At 68.6% G+C, this 18,349-nt stretch carries 19 protein-coding genes and 1 tRNA gene; 17 read left to right on the top strand and 3 right to left on the bottom strand.

Annotated elements, in window-relative coordinates; genetic code table 11:
• Positions 1 to 984: a zinc-dependent alcohol dehydrogenase family protein gene (locus tag KF889_06510; GenBank protein ID MBX3499080.1), complete on the top strand. Its 984-nt coding sequence runs from the start codon at positions 1 to 3 to the stop codon at positions 982 to 984.
• A gap of 86 nt (positions 985 to 1,070) precedes the next feature.
• The gene (locus KF889_06515) at positions 1,071 to 1,892 is read left to right on the top strand and encodes a universal stress protein (GenBank protein ID MBX3499081.1); all 822 of its coding nucleotides are present in this window, start codon (positions 1,071 to 1,073) and stop codon (positions 1,890 to 1,892) included.
• Between the two features lie 68 nt (positions 1,893 to 1,960).
• On the opposite strand, the gene KF889_06520 is transcribed toward KF889_06515, so the two are convergent.
• Positions 1,961 to 2,149 (bottom strand): hypothetical protein, encoded by a 189-nt coding sequence (locus KF889_06520; GenBank protein MBX3499082.1) that lies wholly within the window; start codon positions 2,147 to 2,149, stop codon positions 1,961 to 1,963.
• A gap of 267 nt (positions 2,150 to 2,416) precedes the next feature.
• Here KF889_06520 and KF889_06525 point away from each other — a divergent pair, with 267 nt between their 5' ends.
• Positions 2,417 to 5,110: a bifunctional acetate--CoA ligase family protein/GNAT family N-acetyltransferase gene (locus KF889_06525; GenBank protein ID MBX3499083.1), complete on the top strand. Its 2,694-nt coding sequence runs from the start codon at positions 2,417 to 2,419 to the stop codon at positions 5,108 to 5,110.
• Positions 5,111 to 5,128: 18 nt separating this feature from the next.
• On the opposite strand, the gene KF889_06530 is transcribed toward KF889_06525, so the two are convergent.
• Positions 5,129 to 5,494 carry a hypothetical protein gene (locus KF889_06530; GenBank protein ID MBX3499084.1) on the bottom strand — a complete coding sequence of 122 codons (366 nt, stop codon included), beginning with the start codon at positions 5,492 to 5,494 and terminating at the stop codon, positions 5,129 to 5,131.
• Positions 5,495 to 5,624: 130 nt separating this feature from the next.
• Between KF889_06530 and KF889_06535 the strand changes: the two genes are divergently transcribed.
• The 5 genes from KF889_06535 to KF889_06555 all read left to right on the top strand — a co-directional run bounded on the left by KF889_06535 (position 5,625) and on the right by KF889_06555 (position 9,526).
• The gene (locus KF889_06535; GenBank protein MBX3499085.1) at positions 5,625 to 6,785 is read left to right on the top strand and encodes a PAS domain S-box protein; all 1,161 of its coding nucleotides are present in this window, start codon (positions 5,625 to 5,627) and stop codon (positions 6,783 to 6,785) included.
• Complete coding sequence (locus KF889_06540; GenBank protein ID MBX3499086.1) at positions 6,775 to 7,389, top strand: response regulator; 615 nt, start codon at positions 6,775 to 6,777, stop codon at positions 7,387 to 7,389. The genes KF889_06535 and KF889_06540 overlap by 11 nt, the downstream gene beginning before the upstream one ends.
• 96 nt (positions 7,390 to 7,485) lie before the next feature.
• Positions 7,486 to 7,857, top strand: a complete 372-nt coding sequence (locus tag KF889_06545; GenBank protein ID MBX3499087.1) for a response regulator — start codon at positions 7,486 to 7,488, stop codon at positions 7,855 to 7,857.
• 124 nt (positions 7,858 to 7,981) lie between these two features.
• Positions 7,982 to 8,671 (top strand): helix-turn-helix domain-containing protein, encoded by a 690-nt coding sequence (locus tag KF889_06550; GenBank protein MBX3499088.1) that lies wholly within the window; start codon positions 7,982 to 7,984, stop codon positions 8,669 to 8,671.
• Between the two features lie 273 nt (positions 8,672 to 8,944).
• Complete coding sequence (locus KF889_06555; GenBank protein MBX3499089.1) at positions 8,945 to 9,526, top strand: HPF/RaiA family ribosome-associated protein; 582 nt, start codon at positions 8,945 to 8,947, stop codon at positions 9,524 to 9,526.
• A 138-nt stretch (positions 9,527 to 9,664) separates the two neighbouring features.
• On the opposite strand, the gene KF889_06560 is transcribed toward KF889_06555, so the two are convergent.
• Positions 9,665 to 9,754: transfer RNA gene (locus KF889_06560), tRNA-Ser, on the bottom strand.
• Between the two features lie 195 nt (positions 9,755 to 9,949).
• Between KF889_06560 and KF889_06565 the strand changes: the two genes are divergently transcribed.
• From KF889_06565 to KF889_06605, 9 genes are all read left to right on the top strand, one after another.
• Positions 9,950 to 10,417, top strand: coding sequence for a hypothetical protein (locus tag KF889_06565; protein MBX3499090.1), 468 nt, complete (start codon positions 9,950 to 9,952; stop codon positions 10,415 to 10,417).
• Positions 10,418 to 10,585: 168 nt separating this feature from the next.
• Positions 10,586 to 10,897 (top strand): 50S ribosomal protein L21, encoded by a 312-nt coding sequence (rplU, locus tag KF889_06570; GenBank protein ID MBX3499091.1) that lies wholly within the window; start codon positions 10,586 to 10,588, stop codon positions 10,895 to 10,897.
• A 21-nt stretch (positions 10,898 to 10,918) separates the two neighbouring features.
• Positions 10,919 to 11,188 carry a 50S ribosomal protein L27 gene (gene rpmA / locus KF889_06575; GenBank protein ID MBX3499092.1) on the top strand — a complete coding sequence of 90 codons (270 nt, stop codon included), beginning with the start codon at positions 10,919 to 10,921 and terminating at the stop codon, positions 11,186 to 11,188.
• Between the two features lie 114 nt (positions 11,189 to 11,302).
• Positions 11,303 to 12,310: a GTPase ObgE gene (gene obgE, locus KF889_06580; protein MBX3499093.1), complete on the top strand. Its 1,008-nt coding sequence runs from the start codon at positions 11,303 to 11,305 to the stop codon at positions 12,308 to 12,310.
• Between the two features lie 121 nt (positions 12,311 to 12,431).
• The gene (locus KF889_06585; protein MBX3499094.1) at positions 12,432 to 13,565 is read left to right on the top strand and encodes a glutamate 5-kinase; all 1,134 of its coding nucleotides are present in this window, start codon (positions 12,432 to 12,434) and stop codon (positions 13,563 to 13,565) included.
• A 130-nt stretch (positions 13,566 to 13,695) separates the two neighbouring features.
• On the top strand, positions 13,696 to 15,303 hold the full coding sequence (locus KF889_06590) for an ABC transporter substrate-binding protein (protein ID MBX3499095.1): 1,608 nt from the start codon (positions 13,696 to 13,698) through the stop codon (positions 15,301 to 15,303).
• 68 nt (positions 15,304 to 15,371) lie between these two features.
• On the top strand, positions 15,372 to 16,313 hold the full coding sequence (locus KF889_06595) for an ABC transporter permease (GenBank protein MBX3499096.1): 942 nt from the start codon (positions 15,372 to 15,374) through the stop codon (positions 16,311 to 16,313).
• A gap of 2 nt (positions 16,314 to 16,315) precedes the next feature.
• Positions 16,316 to 17,206 (top strand): ABC transporter permease, encoded by an 891-nt coding sequence (locus tag KF889_06600; GenBank protein ID MBX3499097.1) that lies wholly within the window; start codon positions 16,316 to 16,318, stop codon positions 17,204 to 17,206.
• On the top strand, positions 17,203 to 18,204 hold the full coding sequence (locus KF889_06605) for an ABC transporter ATP-binding protein (protein ID MBX3499098.1): 1,002 nt from the start codon (positions 17,203 to 17,205) through the stop codon (positions 18,202 to 18,204). Before KF889_06600 ends, KF889_06605 begins: the two co-directional genes overlap by 4 nt.
• The last annotated feature ends 145 nt before the right edge of the window (positions 18,205 to 18,349 follow it).

Consider the following 18,349-nt stretch of genomic DNA (forward strand, 5'->3'; position numbering starts at 1 on the left):
ATGCGCGCCATGGTCCTCGAGCGGGCGGGACAGAAGCTGTGCCAGCGGCTCGTGGCCGATCCCCGACCGGGACCGGGCCAGATCCTGGCGCGGGTCATGGCCTGTGCCGTCTGCCGCACCGATCTGCACGTCGTGGACGGCGAGCTTTCCGAGCCCAAGCTGCCGCTGGTGCCGGGCCACGAGATCGTCGCCCGGGTGCTCGAGCGGGGCGAGGGCGTCGAGCAGCCGGCCGCCGGTACTCGAATCGGCATCCCCTGGTTGGGCTGGTCTTGCGGTACCTGCGGGCATTGCCTCGCCGGATGCGAGAATCTTTGCGCGGACGCGCGCTTCACCGGCTACCAGATCGATGGCGGCTATGCCGATCGCGTGGTGGCCGATGCGCGCTTCTGCTTTGCCCTGCCCGACGCCTACGACGACCTGCACGCCGCCCCGCTGCTGTGCGCCGGTCTCATCGGCTGGCGATCGCTGGTGCGGGCGGGCGACGGCCGCAGGCTGGGCATCTACGGCTTCGGCGCGGCGGCGCACATCGTCGCCCAGGTGGCACGCTGGCAAGGCCGCCAGGTCTATGCCTTCGTGCGCGAGGGCGACCTCGAGGCCGAGCGCTTCGCATACGAGCACGGCGCCGTCTGGGCAGGCCCCTCGACCCGACCGCCGCCGGACCCCCTGGACGCGGCGATCATCTTCGCGCCATCGGGCTTTCTCGTGCCCCTGGCGCTCCAGGCGGTGCGGCCGGGCGGCCGCGTGGTCTGCGGCGGAATCCACATGAGCGATATCCCGTCGTTTCCCTATGCCGCGCTGTGGGGCGAGCGCGAGCTCGTCTCGGTCGCCAACCTCACCCGCCGCGACGCCGAGGACTTCCTGCGTATCGCACCGCAGGTTCCGGTTCGAATCGAGGCGATACGCTATGACCTCGCCGAGGCAAACCGGGCGCTGGCGGATCTGCGCGGCGGCAATCTGCGCGGGGCGGCGGTCCTCGTGCCCTGAGAACGCGACTTTTTCTCCGGTCGATTGACCGGCATCAAACGTCGCGCGTTTCACCCATGGGACAAGAGTGCGCGAAGGAGGAAGATATGACCTACAAGACCATTCTGGTTCACTGCAACGACAAGCCGGCCAGCGCCGCCCGCGTCAAGCTCGCCGCCGACCTCGCGCGCCGCTTCGACGCACACATCGCGGGCATGGCCGCAGTGCCCGTTCCGCAGCTCCCGGTCGACATGATGGCGCCTCCGTCGGGCAATCTGCTCACGCTGCTGGAGCAGGCCAACACCGCCCATCTCACACAGGCCAAGGCGCTGTTCGAGCGCGAGACGAAGGCAGCGGGCTTGGCCGGCGAGTTCATTGAACGCGTCGACAATCCCATCGGCGTCTTCACGACGGCGTTGCGGTACGCCGACCTGGCCGTGGTCGGCCAGCAGAGCGACGACGCTGCAGATCCCGATCTGCCTGAGTCGGCAGCCATCGCGACGGGTCGCCCCGTGATTGTGGTGCCGCATATCGGCTACACCAAGCCGATCGGCACCAACGTGCTACTGGCCTGGAACGCCAGCGCCCAGGCGGCGCATGCCGCGACCGGCGCATTGCCCCTGCTGACCCGGGCCAAGAAGGTCACCCTGCTGGTGATCGACGGAGAGGGCAATCCCGAGCACGGAGAGGCGCCCGGCACTGATGCCGCACGCTGGCTGGCTCGCCACGGCGTGAAGGTCGAGGTGCAGCGTGAAGCCTCCGGCGGCCTCGACGCCGGCAACGTCATCCTCTCGCGCGTGCTCGACCTCGACATCGACCTGATCGTGATGGGGGTCTACGGCCACTCGCGCTTCCGCGAGTTTGTCCTCGGCGGTGCCAGCAGGACCATCCTGTCTTCGATGACCGTGCCGGTGCTGATGGCGCACTGATTACTGCCCGTGACGCAAGCCGAGGGCCGCCGACGATGCCGGCGGCCCTCTGCCGTTGTGATGTCGCCTCAGTGCTCGAAGGGGTCGGCGGCAGAGTCGGCGACCGACCGCGCGAAGCGCCTGTACCAGGTGCGCATCTCAGTCTCGGTCTTGCCACTCTCTTCGGCGAGAGCAGCAAGCAGCTTGGGACTTGGCACGAGATCGCCCGCCCCGATGAACGCCAGGAAGATCTCCTCGATGTTTTCGGGCTTCAGCATGGCGCGCTCCCTGGATGGCGCAGCATCATGCGGACGCCAAGCCCCTGGCGCGCTGATCTGCATCAAGGCGCGCACTGCTCTGCGTCGCCAAGGTACGGCCGCTTCATCGGGGGACCGTGTCCTGCACATCGTCCGGCTCTGGCGAGGCGGTGCCCATGGCCCGCCTGCGGCCGCTGCCGGGAAGTTCGAAGGTCGCCGCCCTCGACTGTCATCGAAGAGGCCCCGGAGGCCTCGGATCCCTACGATTATCGCTGAGTGAAGTGTCGCATGTCGGTACGCAATCTTCCCGCCCTGCTCGCGCCGCGCTCACTCGCCGTGATCGGCGCCAGCAACAGGCCCGCCTCGGTGGGCCACGCGTTGATGACCAATCTCGTGCATGGCGGATTCGCGGGATCGATCATGCCCGTGCACCCGCGCGAGGCGCACGTCGCCGGCGCAATGGCGTACCGTGGCGTGCGCGACCTGCCAACGGTCCCCGATCTCGCGGTGATCGCGACACCGCCGGACTCGGTGCCGGCGATCGTCGCCGACTTGGGCGCGATCGGCACTCGCGCCGCCATCGTGCTGACGGCGAACTTCGGCGAAGGCGGGCATGACGAGGGCCTGCGGCGCCGCCAGGCGGTGCTCGACGCGGCGCGGCCGCACCTCCTGCGGGTGCTCGGGCCCAATTGCCTGGGACTTGCCGTACCGGGCATCGGGCTCAACGCCACCTTTGCGCGCGAAGCGCCGCTCGCGGGCCGGATTGCCTTCCTCACCCAGTCTGGCGGCATCGCCGTGGCGGTCCTCGACTGGGCCAGGCCGCGTGGCATCGGCTTCTCCGCCGTGGTGTCGATGGGCGGCATGCTCGACGTCGATTTCGGCGACCTGCTCGATCACTATGGCGCCGACCCGGCGACAGGCTCGATCGTGCTCTACATCGAGGCGGCCACCCACGCGCGCAAGTTCATGTCGGCGGCGCGGCGCGCGGCGCGCGTGAAGCCAGTGATCGTCGTCAAGGCCGGCCGCGCGCCACAGGCGGCGAAGGCCGCGGCATCCCATACCGGCGCACTGGCCGGCGCCGACGACGTCTATGATGCGGCTTTCCGGCGCGCCGGCATGCTGCGTGTGGTCGAGATCGAGGAACTGTTCGACGCCGTCGCGACACTCTCCGGGCTCGACACCCCCGCCGGCAACCGGCTGGCCATCGTCACCAACGGCGGCGGACCGGGCGTCATGGCCACCGACACGCTGATCGCCGCCGGCGGCAGCCTGGCGAGCCTGTCGGCGGCGACGATCGCGGCTCTCGACGCCGTCCTGCCGGTCACCTGGAGCCGCGCCAACCCAATCGACATCATTGGTGACGCCAACAGCAGGCGCTACGAGCAGGCCACGGCGGCGCTGCTACGGGATCCGGGGACGGACGCGGTTCTCATCGCCCATTGCCCCACGGCGATCGTCTCGCCAGGAGAGGCCGCGGCAGGCGTCATACGCGCGATCGACGGGAATTGCGCGACGTCGGGGCCGCGCAAGGCCGTGCTGACCAGCTGGCTGGGCGAAGCCACGGCCCGCGAAGGACGCGAACGCCTGGTCGCGGCCGGCGTCGCGCACTACGACACGCCCGAGCGCGCGGTACGCGCCTTCATGCACATGATCGCCTATCGCGACAACCAGGCACTGCTGATGGAGACGCCGGCGGCACATGCCGCTGGCAAGCCGGCCGACCAAGCCGCCGTGCACCGCATCATCGGCCGGGCACTGGATGCGGGCCGTCCCTGGCTCAATGCGCTCGACGCGGCGCAGGCGCTGGCCGCCTACGGCATCGCCACGCCGCGCGCCGAGATCGCCGGGTCGGTTGACGAGGCCGGCGACATCGCCGCGCGCTTCGCCGCGCCGGTGGCCCTGAAGATCCATGCCGCCGCGATCGTGCACAAATCCGACGTCGGCGGCGTCGCGCTGAACCTGAACGGCCGCGACGCGGTGTGCGCGGCTGCCCAGGCGATGCTGGATCGTGTCGACCGCGCAGTGCCCGGCACCCCAGTCGAGGGCTTCCTCGTGCAGGAGATGGTGTCGCGCCCGCACGCCATCGAGCTGATCGCCGGTATCGCGGTCGATCCGACCTTCGGCCCGGTCGTGCTGTTCGGTGGCGGCGGCACGGCGGTCGAGGTGCTGCGCGACAGGTCGCTGGAGCTGCCGCCGCTCAACGACGTGCTGGCACGCCGGCTGATCGCGCGGACGCGGGTGGCGAAGCTGCTGGCCGGCTATCGCGACCGGCCGGGCTGCGACATCGGGGCGCTCGCCGACGTGCTGGTGCGTCTCGCCGAGCTGGCGGCCGACCATGCCGAGATTGTCGAGCTCGACATCAATCCGCTGCTCGCCGACGCGCAGGGCGCGCTCGCTCTCGACGCGCGCATCAGGATCGAGCGTGCCGCCCTGCGTGGCGCCGATCGACTGGCGATCTGCCCCTATCCCAAGGAACTCGAGGGAATGCTCAGCCTGCGCGACGGCGAGCAGTTGCCGCTGCGGCCGATCCGGCCCGAGGATGAACCCGCGCTGCTGCGCCTGATCGAGCGAACCAGTCCCGAGGACCGGCGCTTCCGCTTCTTCCATCCGATCCGCACGCTCTCGCACCGCTCCGCCGCGGCGCTCTGCCAGATCGACTACGACCGCGAAATGGCGCTTGTCGTGGAAGCCGATGACGGCCTCGCCGCAGTGGCGCGCTTCCATGCCGATCCGGATCGGGTGACGGCGGAGTTCGCCATCCTGGTTCGTTCCGATCTCAAGCGCCGCGGCATCGGCAGCGCGTTGATGCAGGCGCTGATCGGCGTGGCGCGCCAGCGCGGCATCGGCACGCTCGAAGGCGACGTGCTGAAGGACAATCACGCCATGCGCGGCCTGTGCGGCGCGCTGCAGCTTCGGGCCGTTCCACATCCCGACGATTCGAGCCTGGTGCGGATACGCGCGCCGTTGTGCTCGCTACCGTGAACGCGCTGCGCTGGCCGATCAGACGGTCGGCCGCACGTCAACCACGCGGAACGGGCGCTGCACGCCGTCGTGCTCGGTGATCGACACATACTCGCCGAGCTTGAAGCGGTGCTTGTCGAACCGGAAGATCGGCTCGTCGTCGTCCTCGCCCGGGGCATAGGAGAACACCCAGCCGCTGCGATGATGCAGCAGAGCGCCGCGCTCGTCGGGCGTTCCGTGCCAGAACCGCCGCACCGTGCACTTCGCCTTGTCGCGCTGCCAGCCGGCGCTGTCGAGCAGGCCCTGGCGGGTGAGCGGTGCGGTGAACTCGTAGCCGCAGGCGGGATTGCCGCCCGGGAATTCCGGTGTGCGGGCCAGCTCCAGGCGAATGCGCTTCAGGGCCATGCTGTTCTTCCTCAGATCGATGCGAAGGCAGTCTGCCGCGCCCGTCCGGCACGGCATTGATCTTCGTCAAGGCGCGTCGCCCCCGCCGCATCCGTGCTAAATTTCACGTCAGCACACCCACCCGCATCCGATGCCGAACACCATCCCGATCGAACTGGCGCTCGAAGCCGCTGAAGCGCGGCTGCGTTCCATCCTGCAGACCGTGCCCGACGCGATGATCATCATCGACGAGCGCGGCCGCATCGAATCGCTCAGCACCACGGCCGAGCGGCTGTTCGGCTACTCGGCGGCGGAAGTGGCCGGCCAGAATATCTCGCTGTTCATGCCCTCTCCGCATCGCGAGCAGCACGACGAGTATCTGAAGCGCTATCTCGTCACCGGCGAACGCCACATCATCGGCATCGGCCGCATCGTCACCGGCCAGCGCAAGGACGGTACCACCTTCCCGATGCATCTCACTATCGGCGAGCTGCGCACCGGCGACCGGCACTACTTCACCGGCTTCATCCGGGATCTCACCGACCAGCAGCTCACCGAGAGCCGGCTGAAGGAACTGCAGTCGGAAGTCACTCACATGTCGCGCTTCACCGCTCTGGGCGAGATGGCCTCGACGCTGGCGCACGAGATCAACCAGCCGCTGACGGCGATCAGCAACTATCTCAGGGGCTGCCAGAGGCTGCTGGAGCGCATCGGGGATCCCTCCGCGCCCATGCTGCGCGACGCCGTGAGCAAGGCGGCGGACCAGGCGCTGCGCGCCGGCGACATCATCCGCCGGCTGCGCGAGTTCGTCGCCCGCGGCGACAGCGAGCGTCACGTCGAGAGCCTGTCCAAGCTGATCGAGGACGCCGGCACCCTGGGCCTGATCGGCGCCAAGGAGAACGGTATCGTCGTCGACTTCCGCCTCGACCCCGCCGTCGACGCGGTGATCGCCGACCGCATCCAGGTCCAGCAGGTGCTGGTCAACCTGATCCGCAACGCCGTCGACGTGATGAGCGAAGTCGACGGGCCGCGCCAGCTCGCCATCGAGACGCGCGACAGCGGCGAGGGTATGGTGCAGGTCAGCGTCGCCGATACCGGCGGCGGGCTGGCACCGGAGGTGGCGCGTCACCTGTTCCAGCCCTTCGTCACCACCAAGCGCAAGGGCATGGGGCTGGGATTGTCGATCTGTCGTACCATCGTCGAGGCACACGGCGGCAGGATCTGGGTCGATCCGCGACCCGGCGGCGGCACGATCTTCCGTTTCACCCTGCGCGCGGCCAACGAGGCGGAGGAGGACGCGCTTGCCCAATAGCCAGATCGTGCACGTGATCGACGACGACGTCGATGTGCGCCAGTCGCTCGCCTTCCTGCTGAGCACGGCCGGCCTGGCGGTGCGGGTTCACGAATCCGCCGCGGCTTTCCTGAAGGCCCTGCCCGACGCGGAGGACGGCTGCATCGTCACCGACATCCGCATGCCGGAGATCGACGGCCTGGAGCTGCAGCGGCGCCTGCGGGCGCAGCGCGTCGCCATGCCGGTCGTGGTCATGACGGGCCACGGCGACGTCGCCCTGGCGGTCGAGGCGATGAAGGCCGGCGCCGTCGACTTTATCGAGAAGCCGTTCGACGACGAGGTCCTGCTGTCGGCCATCCGAACGGCGCTCGCCCAGCGAAGCACTACGCGAGAGCGCAGCCAGCAGCGCACCGAGATTCGCGCGCGGCTCGACCAGCTGTCCGAGCGCGAGCGGCAGGTGCTCGACGGGCTGGTCGCCGGCAAGCCCAACAAGGTGATCGCCTACGACCTGGGCATCAGCGCGCGCACCGTCGAGATCTATCGCGCCAACTTGATGACCAAGATGCAGGCCGACAGCCTGTCGGCGCTGGTTCGCATGGCGCTGCTCGACGACGCCCAGGATTGATCGTCCCCGATCGACGGCTTGCGCTGCATCAAGGGCACCGCCCCGGAACGGGTATATGCAATCACGATCCCCGTCCGGGATCGGAGCGAAATGACCATGGGCCAGCCGTCGCACATCGTTGCCGTCGTCGACGACGACGCGGCGGTGCGTCACGCCCTGAAGTTCGCGCTCGAGTTCGAGGGCCTTTCCGTGCGCCTGCACGACAGCGCCCAGGCGCTGCTGAGCGACGCCGATCTGTCGGGCTACGGCTGCCTGGTGATCGACTACCGCATGCCCGACATGGACGGGCTGCAGCTGGTGAGGGCTCTGCGCCAGCGCGGGGTGCGCGCCCCGGTCATCATGATCACCGGTCGCGCCTATAGCGGCCTGCGCGAGCATGCCGCGCGCGCCGGCATCGACGTGGTGCTGGAGAAGCCGTTGTCCAACGGCGCCCTGGGCGAGGCGATCCGCACGGCGCTGGCGCGCTGAGCCCGGCCGGCCTCCGCCGCGAGGCGGCGATCTACGTAGATTCCCTTAGGTTTAGACCTGAATGGTGGGCGGCTAGGGCCAACGGTACTCAAGGGCCATCGCACGCGTCTTGAGGATCGCCCCTATGCAGACCGTCACCGCCACCGCCGCCCGCCCCTTCCCTCCGGTCATGCTCGCGCCGCGCGAGCCGCGGTCGCTGACGCAGCACGCCGACGCCGCAGTCGGCGGACCGCGTCGCAGCTTCAGCAAGGGTGAGGAACTCTACGCCGAGGGCGAGTCGGCGGAGTTCTTCTACAAGGTCGTCTCCGGCACGGTCCGCGTCTGCAAGGTGCTGAGCGACGGACGGCGCCAGATCGAGGCCTTCCACCTCGCCGGCGACATCTTCGGCCTGGAGAACGGCGGCGAGCATCGCTTCACCGCCGAGGCCGTCGACGACGTCGTGGCGATCCCCTACCGCAGCGGCCGTCTCGATCGCCTCGCCCACGACAACCCTGAGCTCAGCGGCCAGCTCATGTCCTCCATGCTCGCCAGCCTCGGTCGCGCCCACGACCACATGGTGCTGCTGGGCCGCAAGTCAGCGCGCGAGAAGGTCGCCAGCTTCCTGCTCGATCTCGCCAGCCGCATCGCCGACGACGATCGCTTCGATCTGCCGATGCAGCGCGCCGACATCGCCGACCATCTCGGCCTGACGATCGAGACCGTGTCGCGCACGCTGACCCAGATGGCGCGCGACGGCCTGATCCGCCTCGCCACCTGCGGCCGCTCGATCCACCTCAGCGACCGCACCCGGCTGGAAGCGCTCGAGGCGGCGTAACCGGCGGCATGCACTTGGAGGCACGGCGACCGCGAGCCCACCTTCTCCGCTCGAACCGAATCGGACGGATCGAGGGAACTTGTCCCGTCGCGAATCGTCCTCCTGTTACCGCTCCAACTTCGTCGGGTTCCTGCAGCGCGCCGGCCCCGGCCGTACGATGGCGGGTGAGTTGCTGTGGCAGGCCGGCAAGGGCAGAGCCACACAGGGATCGGACTCATCGAAAGGACCGTCTGCCACTGGTGTCCACGGAGCGGAACTCAGGAGAGCATGGCCATGCAAACACCTCTGCAGCTCATCTTCACCAACATGCAGCGTTCGGATGCGGTGGAGACCGATGTTCGCGAAAGAGTCGAGCGTCTCGAGAAGCTCTTCAACGGAATCACAAGCTGCCACGTGTTTGTCGACGCTTCGCACCTGCGCCACCGCAAGGGGAATCTTCACGAGGTCCGTATCGAGGTGCGCGTCCCCGGTACTGAACTGGCAGTCAACAAGAAGCCCGGCGACGTGAACGCGCACGAGGACGTTCATGTCACCGTGCGCGACGCCTTCGACGCCATGGAGCGGCAACTCAAGAAGTGGAAGCAGAGACTTCGCGGCCAACCGAAAGCCCGCGAGTCGCCGCTTCAGGGCCGTATCGCCGAGATCTATCCCAATGAGGGGTACGGCCAGATCGCCACCACGGATCAACGTCTCATCTACTTCCACCGGAACAGCGTCGTCGCCGTCGGGTTTGACCAACTGACGAAGGGCGATAGCGTGGAACTGGTCGTGCAATACGGTGAAAGCGAGAAAGGGCCGCAAGCGAGCACGGTTCGTCCAATCAGCTCTCTGCAGTTCATCGACAAGCCCGACTGACGACCGATCGGCTATCCGCTTCGCCAGCCCGGCGCAGGCCTCGCAGCCAAGCGTCCCCTGTTGATCGTGGTACCGTGACGGACAGCCGACGAGGCGCTGCACCACACCTCGAAAGTGGGCGCCGACCTGACAGAGAAATGGCGGAGAGGGTGGGATTCGAACCCACGGTACGCTCGCGCGCACAACGGTTTTCGAGACCGCCCCGATCGACCACTCTGGCACCTCTCCGCGGGCCCCTGCAGGCGGGGCGCGCCGTGGGTCGCCCGGCGCGGGCGCCTGTATAGCGACGGGGTCGTGACCGGGCAAGCGCGGCGCCCGACGAAGTGACATCCCTGTGGTCGTCGCCGTGGCCGCGCTTTCGCCATATTGAGGGCCAAGCTCTTAGGCCAGCGGCGCAGGCACGCCCGCGACTGGAGGCAACCCATGATGTGCAGGCCATCCGCCCGTCTGCTCGCCGGCGCAGTGGCCCTTGTCGGCGCCTTGGCGCTTGCCCAGCCCGCCTTCAGCAGAGGCGGTGGCGGCGGCGGTGGTGGTGGCGCCAGCGGCGCGGGCAACGGTGTCGGCGCCGGCAATGGCGGTGGCCAGGGTGTAGGCACCGCTGGCGGCCACGGTGGCGGTCATGGCGGCGGCCAGGGACAAGGCAATGGAGTCGGACGCGGCGGCTTCGGCGGCAACTCGGCCAGCCACATCTCGTCGACCGGCCGCATCAATACCAACGGCCCCAACGCGCTGTCGCGCATGTTCGGAATTGCCCGTGCCCAGGCGCGGCATACCCTGAATCACAACCGCAATGAAACGACGCCCTCGATCTCGATCGGGACGGCCCCACGCACAGCCGCCACCCCGACCCGCACGCAGACCCGGACCGGACGGGTCAACGGCACCCGCTAGGGTACCCAAGCCCTTGATTCTGCTTACTTCCGGCCTGAGCGCCGGGCGGCGGGCCTGGGCGCTGCGGTTCACATTGACTCAGGGTCGCGCGTCAGTATATTGCGCCGCCTTGACAGAGGGCGGGCCGGCGGCCCGTCCTCCATGTTTTTCCGGGCCCAGGGTGTTTCGATGTATGCGGTGATTCGCACCGGCGGCAAGCAGTACCGCGTCGCCGCCAACGAGGTCGTCACGGTCGACCGCCTGGCCGGCGAGGCGGGCGCTTCGGTCGAGCTGACCGACGTGCTGGCGATCGATGCCGGCGGCGGCCTGAAGATCGGCGCGCCGACGGTGTCGGGGGCCAAGGTCACGGCCTCGATCGTCGCGCAGACCCGCAATCCCACCGTGCTGGTGTTCAAGAAGCGCCGGCGCAAGAATTCGCGCCGCAAGAACGGTCATCGCCAGGAGATGACCCAGCTGCGCATCGACAGCATCGTCGCCTGAGCGACGGCAGGAGTAGAAGGTATGGCTCACCATAAGGCAGGCGGTTCATCCCGCAACGGCCGCGACTCCGAGAGCAAGCGGCTCGGCGTGAAGCGTTTCGGCGGCCAGGCCGTGCTGTCGGGCAACGTGCTGGTGCGCCAGCGCGGCACCAGGATGGCCGCGGGCGCCAATGTCGGCGTCGGCCGCGACCACACGCTATTCGCCACCGCCGACGGCAAGGTGAAGTTCGCCACCCGCAAGGGCGGCAAGGTGTTCGTCAGCGTCGAGCCGGTGCCGGTGGCCGCCGAATAGGCGTTCCCCGAACCAGGCGTGCATGCGGAGGGGAACGGCGACGTTCCCCTTCTTTCGTTTGACTGTCATCCCTCGCTGCGCGCGGGATGACAGGTACAGTGGACCAACCCCGCGATGAAATTCCTCGACGAAGCCAAGGTGTTCGTCCGTTCCGGCGCCGGCGGGCCCGGATCGGTGAGCTTCCGGCGCGAGAAGTTCATCGAGTATGGCGGTCCCGATGGCGGCGACGGCGGCAAGGGCGGCGATATCGTCCTGGAATGCGTCGACGGGCTGAACACGCTGATCGACTACCGCTACCAGCAGCATTTCAAGGCCGAGCGCGGCCACCACGGAATGGGCGAGAACCGCACCGGCGCCGGCGGCAAGGACCTGGTGCTGCGCCTGCCGCGCGGCACGCAGGTGCTGAGCGAGGACAAGGAGACGGTGCTGGCCGACCTCACCGAGATCGGCCAGCGCGTCGTGCTGCTCGAGGGCGGCGCCGGCGGCGCCGGCAACACGCGATACAAATCCTCGGTCAACCGCGCCCCGCGCCGCGCCGGGCCGGGCGGCGAGTTCCAGGAAATGTGGATCTGGCTGCGGCTGAAGCTGATCGCCGACGCCGGGCTCGTCGGCCTGCCCAATGCCGGAAAGAGCACCTTCCTCGCCGCCGTGACGCGCGCCAAGCCCAAGATCGCCGACTATCCCTTCACCACGCTGCATCCCAATCTCGGCGTGGTGCGCAGCGACGATGCCGAGTTCGTGCTCGCCGACATCCCCGGCCTGATCGAGGGCGCCAGCGAGGGCGCCGGGCTGGGCACCCGCTTCCTCGGCCATGTCGAGCGCTGCGCCGGCCTGCTGCACCTGGTCGACGGCACGCAGGACGACGTCGCCGGCGCCTATCGCACGGTACGGGCGGAACTGCGCGCCTATGGCGGCAACCTCGCGCGCAAGAAGGAGATCGTGGCGCTCAACAAGATCGACGCGCTGACGCCGGACGAGATCGAGACCAAGCGCGCCCAGCTGGCGAAAGCCGCGCGCAAGAGCGTGTTCGCCATCTCCGGCGCATCGGGCGCCGGCATCCCCGAGGTGCTGCGCACCCTGCGCAAGCTCGCCGACGAGCAGCGCCGCAAGGCCGCGGCATGAGCTTCCCCGTCGTCCTGAGCGCAGCGAAGGACCGCGCGGCGGCGCGAACGGACACGGCGCTCGCGTGCAGCCGCGATACCGCGAGGTCCTTCGCTGCGCTCAGGACGACAGCGAGGGCGGCATGACCGCCCGCAGCGGCGACAAGCTTCTGGCCGGCGCCAGACGCGTCGTGCTGAAGATCGGCTCGTCGCTGATCGTCGATGAGACGAGCGGGGTAGTGCGCCGCGAGTGGCTCGACGCCCTGGCCGACGACATTGCGCGCCTGCGCAAATTGGGCGCCGAGGTCGTCGTCGTGTCGTCGGGCGCCATTCGCCTCGGCCGCGCGCGGCTCGGCCTGCCACGCGGCGCGCTGCGCCTGGAGCAGAAGCAGGCCGCCGCCGCCGTGGGCCAGATCGGCCTGGCGCAGGCCTGGCAGCAGACGCTGGCGCGCCACGACATCGTCGCCGGGCAGCTGCTGCTCACGCTGGAGGACAGCGAGGCGCGCGAGCGCTACCTGAACGCGCGTCACACGACGACGGTGCTGCTCGAGCAACGCGCCGTGCCGGTGATCAACGAGAACGACACGGTGGCCACCGCCGAGATCCGCTTCGGCGACAACGATCGCCTGGCCGCGCGCGTGGCCGAGATGACCAGCGCCGACACGCTGGTGCTGTTCTCCGACATCGACGGCCTCTACAGCGCCGATCCGCGGCGCGACCCCAAGGCCGAGTTCATCGCCGAGGTGCGCCGCATCACGCCGGAGATCGAGGCGATGGCCGGCGTCGCCAACAGCGAGCTCAGCAATGGCGGCATGGTGACCAAGCTGATCGCCGCGCGCATCGCCATGGCCGCCGGCTGCCGCATGGCGATCGTCGATGGCGGCCGGCTCAATCCGCTCGCCGCCCTGCTCGACGGTGCCGCGCGCTGCACCTGGTTCCTGCCCGCCGCCACGCCGCAGACCGCGCGCAAGCGCTGGATCGGCGGCACGCTCAAGCCCGCCGGCACGCTCACGGTCGATGACGGCGCGGCCAAAGCGCTGGGCGCGGGCAAGAGCCTGCTGCCCGCCGGCGTGGTCTCGGTCGAGGGCGACTTCGTCGCCGGCGCTCCGGTGCTGGTGCGCGACCGCGCCGGCCGCACCTTGGCGCGCGGCCTGGTGGCCTATGCCGCCGAGGACGCACGGCGCATCGCCGGCCGCAAAAGCGCGGAGATCGAGAAGGCGTTGGGCTGGCGCGGCGCCGACGAGCTGATCCACCGCGACGATCTGGCGATGGAATAAGGCGTTTCGGCATAGCCCTTGCGAGTCGTTCGCGGGGCGCTGTCCATGGACAGCGCCCCTTGAGGCTCGCCATACTGCCCCCCGCATGCGGCCGGCACAACGGCGTGCCGCCCGCGTTGGGGAGTGGACCATGAGGACGATTTTCACATCGCGTATCGCGCGCGCCGCCCTGGCGAGCGCCGCGCTCGCACTGGCCGCGCCATCCGGCGCCGCCCTGGCTCAGGAAAAGGTGCTGAAGGCGGTGATGCACGCCGACGTGCGCGTCATCGACCCGATCTGGACGACGCAGACCATCGCCAATATCCACGGCATGCTGGTCTACGACACGCTGTTCGGCAACGACGTCAACATGCAGCCCAAGCCGCAGATGGTGGGCAAGTACGAGATCAGCGCCGACAAGCTCACCTACACCTTCACCCTGCGCGACGGGCTGAAGTTCAGCGACGGCTCGGCGGTGACGACCAAGGACGTCATCGCCTCGCTGCAGCGCTGGGGCAGGAAGGACGGCGTCGGGCTGCGCCTGTTCTCCTTCGTCGACAAGCTCGAGGCGGTCGACGACAAGACCTTCAAGATGATGCTGAAGAAGCCCTACGGCATGGTGCTGGAGTCGCTGGGCAAGACCAACTCCTCGGTGCCTGTGATCATGCGCGAGAAGGAGGCGCAGACCGACCACAACACCCAGGTGAAGGAATCGGTCGGCTCCGGCCCGTACATGATGCTGCGCGACCAGTGGGTGCCGGGCAGCAAGGCGGTCTACGTCAAGAATCCGCACTACGTGCCGCGTCCGGGCAACGAGCCGCCCTCGTCCTTCTCCGGCAGCAAAATCGCCGGCGTCGACCGCATCGAACTGGTGTGGATCGCCGATTCGCAGACCGCGATGTCGGCGCTGATCAACGGCGAGGTCGATTTCTACGAGAACCCCGGCATCGACTTCCTGCCCATCCTGCAGAAGGCCAAGGGCGTGAAGCTGACGAAGACCGGCGATCTCGACAGCACGCACGGCATGATCCGGCTCAACCACCTGCATCCGCCGTTCAACAACGTCAAGGCACGCCAGGCGATGCTGCACCTGATCAACCAGGAGGACTTCCTGCGTGCGATCATCGGCGACGCCGAGTACTACCGCGTCTGCCACGGGCTGATCACCTGCGGCTCGCCGCTCAGCAACGATGGCGGCAGCGCCATGCTCAAAGAGTACAATCCCAAGAAGGCGTTGCAGCTGCTGAAGGAGGCCGGCTACAAGGGCGAGCCGATCACAATCCTCGCGACCACCGACCACAACACCATCACGCCGGCCACCCAGGTGCTGATCCAGGCGATGCGCGAGGCCGGCATCAACCTCGATGTGCAGTCGATGGACTGGGGCTCGGTGGTGTCGCGCCGCGCCAAGAAGGACCCGCCGGCGCAGGGCGGCTGGAACATCTTCATCACCACGACCGGCGGCGTCGGCGCCTCCAACCCGGTGCTGCACACCTGGCTGGGCGCGGCCTGCGACAAGGGCCTGTTCGGCTGGCCGTGCGACGCGAAGATCGAGGAGCTGCGCAACGCCTTCGCCTTCGCCCAGACCGAAGACGAGAAGAAGCGGATCGCCAAGGAGCTGCAGACGCGCGCCATCGAGCAGGTCGTCTACATCCCCTTCGGCCAGTGGAGCACGCCGCTGGCCTACCGCGCCGACCGCATCGAGGGCATCGTGCCCAACACCGGGCTCGCGGTGCTCTGGGGCATCAAGAAGAAGTAGTTTCCTGCCTCCCTCTCCCTGCGAAGGCGGGGAGAGGGTTGGGGTGAGAGGCTTCCACTAGACCAATCATGACCGCGTACATCATCCGCCGCCTGTTCGCGACCCTGCCGGTCATGGCGGTCGTCACCGTCTTCGTCTTCTTCCTGCTGCGCCTTGCGCCGGGCGATCCGGCGGCGATCATCGCCGGCGACGACGCCACCGCCGCCGACCTCGAGGCGGTGCGCATCAAGCTCGGCCTGCACCTGCCGATCTACGAGCAGTTCGGGCTGTGGATCTGGCGCCTGGCGCAAGGCGACCTCGGCGTCTCGATCTTCTCCGACCTGCCGGTGACCCGCCTGATCGCGCAGCGCGTCGAGCCCACCCTGGCGCTGACGCTTTCGACCCTTTTCGTCGCCGTGTCGCTGGCCATCCCGGTGGGCGTGATCGCCGCCTGGCAGGCGCGCAGGCTGGCCGACCGTGCGGTGATGGTCTTCGCGGTTCTGGGCTTCGCCATCCCCGGATTCCTCGCCGCCTACATCCTGATCTGGATCTTCGCGGTGAAGCTGCAGCTGCTGCCGGTGCAGGGCTATCGTCCGATCGGCGAGGGCTTCTGGCCGTTCGTTGAGGGCCTGATCCTGCCCTCGATCGCGCTGGGCGTGACCTACATGGCACTGATCGCGCGCATCACCCGCGCCTCGATGCTCGAGGTGCTGTCGCAGGACTACATCCGCACCGCCAACTCCAAGGGTCTCGCGACCAAGCGCGTGCTGCTGCTGCACGCGCTGAAGAATGCCGCCGTGCCCATCGTCACCGTGATCGGCATCGGCATCGCGCTGCTGATCTCCGGCGTGGTGATCACCGAGACGGTGTTCAACATCCCTGGCCTGGGCCGCCTCACCGTCGATGCCGTGCTCAAGCACGACTACCCGATCGTGCAGGGCCTGATCATGGTCTTCGCCGCCGCCAAGGTGCTAGTCAACCTGATGATCGACATTTCCTACGCCTTCCTCGACCCGCGTATCCGGTACTGAGCATGGTCGCCGTTCCCTCCGACGCCGCGCTGGCGTCCAGCATCGAACCGACGTCCTCGCTGGCGCAGCGCATCTGGACGCCGATCCGGCGCAACCCGACGATCTTCGCCGGTGCCCTGCTGCTGTCTATCCTGGTGACGCTCGCGATCATCGCGCCGTGGATCAGCCCGGATCCGCTGAAGCAGAACACGATCAACCGCCTGCGCCCGCCCTCGGAGAAATTCTGGTTCGGCACCGACCAGTACGGCCGCGACAACTTCGCCCGCACGCTGCACGGCGCACGCGTCTCGCTGATCGTCGGCATCACCGTGGCCGCGATCTCCGCCGTGATCGGCCTGGCGCTGGGCATCGTCTGCGGCTATTTCCGCCGCGTCGACGCCTTCGTCATGCGCATCATGGACGGCATCATGGCGATCCCGTCCATCCTGCTGGCGATCGCCCTGATCACGCTGACGCGGCCCGGCCTGGCCATCGTCATCATCGCCATCGTCATCCCCGAGGTGCCGCGCGTGGTGCGCGTCGTGCGCTCGGTGGTGCTCTCGATCCGCGCCCAGCCCTACATCGAAAGCGCCATCGCCGGCGGCACCAGGGGCTTCAAGCTGCTGGTACGCCACATCCTGCCCAACACGCTGGCGCCCCTGATCGTGCAGGGCACGTTCATCTGTGCCGCCGGCATGCTGATCGAAGCTAGCCTGTCGTTCCTCGGCGCCGGCGTGCCGCTGGAGATCCCGAGCTGGGGCAACATCATCGCCCAGGGCCGCAGCTTCTTCCTGCGCGCGCCGTGGTGCATCTTCATCCCCGGCGCCTTCCTGGCGCTCACCGTGCTGGCGGTGAACCTGCTGGGCGACGGCCTGCGCGACCGGCTCGATCCGCGACTGGCGAGGCGCATGTGAGCATCCTCTCGGTCCGCGATCTCGCCACGCATTTCCATACGCGCGACGGGGTCATCCGCGCCGTAGACGGCGTGTCGTTCGATCTGGCCGCCGGCGAGACCCTGGGCATCGTCGGCGAATCCGGCTGCGGCAAGTCGGTGACAGCACTTTCCATCATGCGCCTGATCCCGCCAGAAACCGCGCGCATCGCCCATGGCTCGGTCGAGTTCGAGGGCCGCGAGCTCACGCATCTGAGCGAAGAGCAGATGCGCGAGATCCGCGGCAAGAGCATCTCGATGATCTTCCAGGAGCCGATGACCAGCCTGAACCCGGTGCTGACCGTCGGCACGCAGATCGCCGAGAATGTCTGGCGCCACACCGGCGCCAGCAGGCAGCAGGCGCGGGCGCGGGCCCAGGAGATGCTCGACCTCGTCGGCATCGCCGATTCCCGGCGACGGCTCGACGAGTACCCGCACCAGCTCTCCGGCGGCATGCGCCAGCGCGTCATGATCGCCATCGCGCTCTCCTGCGATCCGCGGGTGCTGATCGCCGACGAGCCGACCACGGCGCTCGACGTCACCATCCAGGCGCAGATCCTCGACCTGATGCTGGAGCTCAAGGAGAAGCTCGGCACCGCCATCGTCATGATCACGCACGACCTGGGAGTCGTCGCCGAGACGACGCAGCGCGTCGTCGTGATGTATGCCGGCCGCAAGGTCGAGGAGGCGCCGGTCGAGGAGCTCTTCGCCAGGCCGCTGCATCCCTATACGCACGGCCTGATGCGCGCGATCCCCAGGCTCGACATCGACGCCGAGACCGCCGGTCGCCGCCCGCGCCTGAAGGAGATTCCGGGCATGGTGCCGCGGCTCGACCGGCCAATCCAGGGCTGTGCCTTCGCGCCGCGCTGCGACTTCGCCACCGAGCGCTGCCGCGTCGAGGCGCCGCCGCTGGAGGACCACGGCAAGGGCCACCTCGCAGCCTGCTGGGAAGTGGCCCGCGTGCAGGCGGTGGCGGCATGAACGACGACATTCTTCCCTTCTCCCCGCGAAGGCGGGGAGAAGGTGCCCGAAGGGCGGATGAGGGGCTTCCTGGACGTCTCAACAACGCCAGCGTCCGCTTCGACGCCGCAAAGCCCCTCATCCGCCTCGCTGCGCTCGGCACCTT

It is taken from the genome of Alphaproteobacteria bacterium (assembly GCA_019635875.1).
Lineage (GTDB): Bacteria > Pseudomonadota > Alphaproteobacteria > Reyranellales > Reyranellaceae > JAFAZJ01.

Coding starts and splice junctions, on each gene's coding strand:
- KF889_06510 (MBX3499080.1), top strand. CDS start 1: ATGCGCGCCATGGTCCTCGAGCGGGCGGGACAGAAGCTGTGCCAGCGG.
- KF889_06515 (MBX3499081.1), top strand. CDS start 1,071: ATGACCTACAAGACCATTCTGGTTCACTGCAACGACAAGCCGGCCAGC.
- KF889_06520 (MBX3499082.1), bottom strand. CDS start 2,149: ATGCTGAAGCCCGAAAACATCGAGGAGATCTTCCTGGCGTTCATCGGG.
- KF889_06525 (MBX3499083.1), top strand. CDS start 2,417: ATGTCGGTACGCAATCTTCCCGCCCTGCTCGCGCCGCGCTCACTCGCC.
- KF889_06530 (MBX3499084.1), bottom strand. CDS start 5,494: ATGGCCCTGAAGCGCATTCGCCTGGAGCTGGCCCGCACACCGGAATTC.
- KF889_06535 (MBX3499085.1), top strand. CDS start 5,625: ATGCCGAACACCATCCCGATCGAACTGGCGCTCGAAGCCGCTGAAGCG.
- KF889_06545 (MBX3499087.1), top strand. CDS start 7,486: ATGGGCCAGCCGTCGCACATCGTTGCCGTCGTCGACGACGACGCGGCG.
- KF889_06550 (MBX3499088.1), top strand. CDS start 7,982: ATGCAGACCGTCACCGCCACCGCCGCCCGCCCCTTCCCTCCGGTCATG.
- KF889_06555 (MBX3499089.1), top strand. CDS start 8,945: ATGCAAACACCTCTGCAGCTCATCTTCACCAACATGCAGCGTTCGGAT.
- KF889_06565 (MBX3499090.1), top strand. CDS start 9,950: ATGATGTGCAGGCCATCCGCCCGTCTGCTCGCCGGCGCAGTGGCCCTT.
- rplU (MBX3499091.1), top strand. CDS start 10,586: ATGTATGCGGTGATTCGCACCGGCGGCAAGCAGTACCGCGTCGCCGCC.
- rpmA (MBX3499092.1), top strand. CDS start 10,919: ATGGCTCACCATAAGGCAGGCGGTTCATCCCGCAACGGCCGCGACTCC.
- obgE (MBX3499093.1), top strand. CDS start 11,303: ATGAAATTCCTCGACGAAGCCAAGGTGTTCGTCCGTTCCGGCGCCGGC.
- KF889_06585 (MBX3499094.1), top strand. CDS start 12,432: ATGACCGCCCGCAGCGGCGACAAGCTTCTGGCCGGCGCCAGACGCGTC.
- KF889_06590 (MBX3499095.1), top strand. CDS start 13,696: ATGAGGACGATTTTCACATCGCGTATCGCGCGCGCCGCCCTGGCGAGC.
- KF889_06595 (MBX3499096.1), top strand. CDS start 15,372: ATGACCGCGTACATCATCCGCCGCCTGTTCGCGACCCTGCCGGTCATG.
- KF889_06600 (MBX3499097.1), top strand. CDS start 16,316: ATGGTCGCCGTTCCCTCCGACGCCGCGCTGGCGTCCAGCATCGAACCG.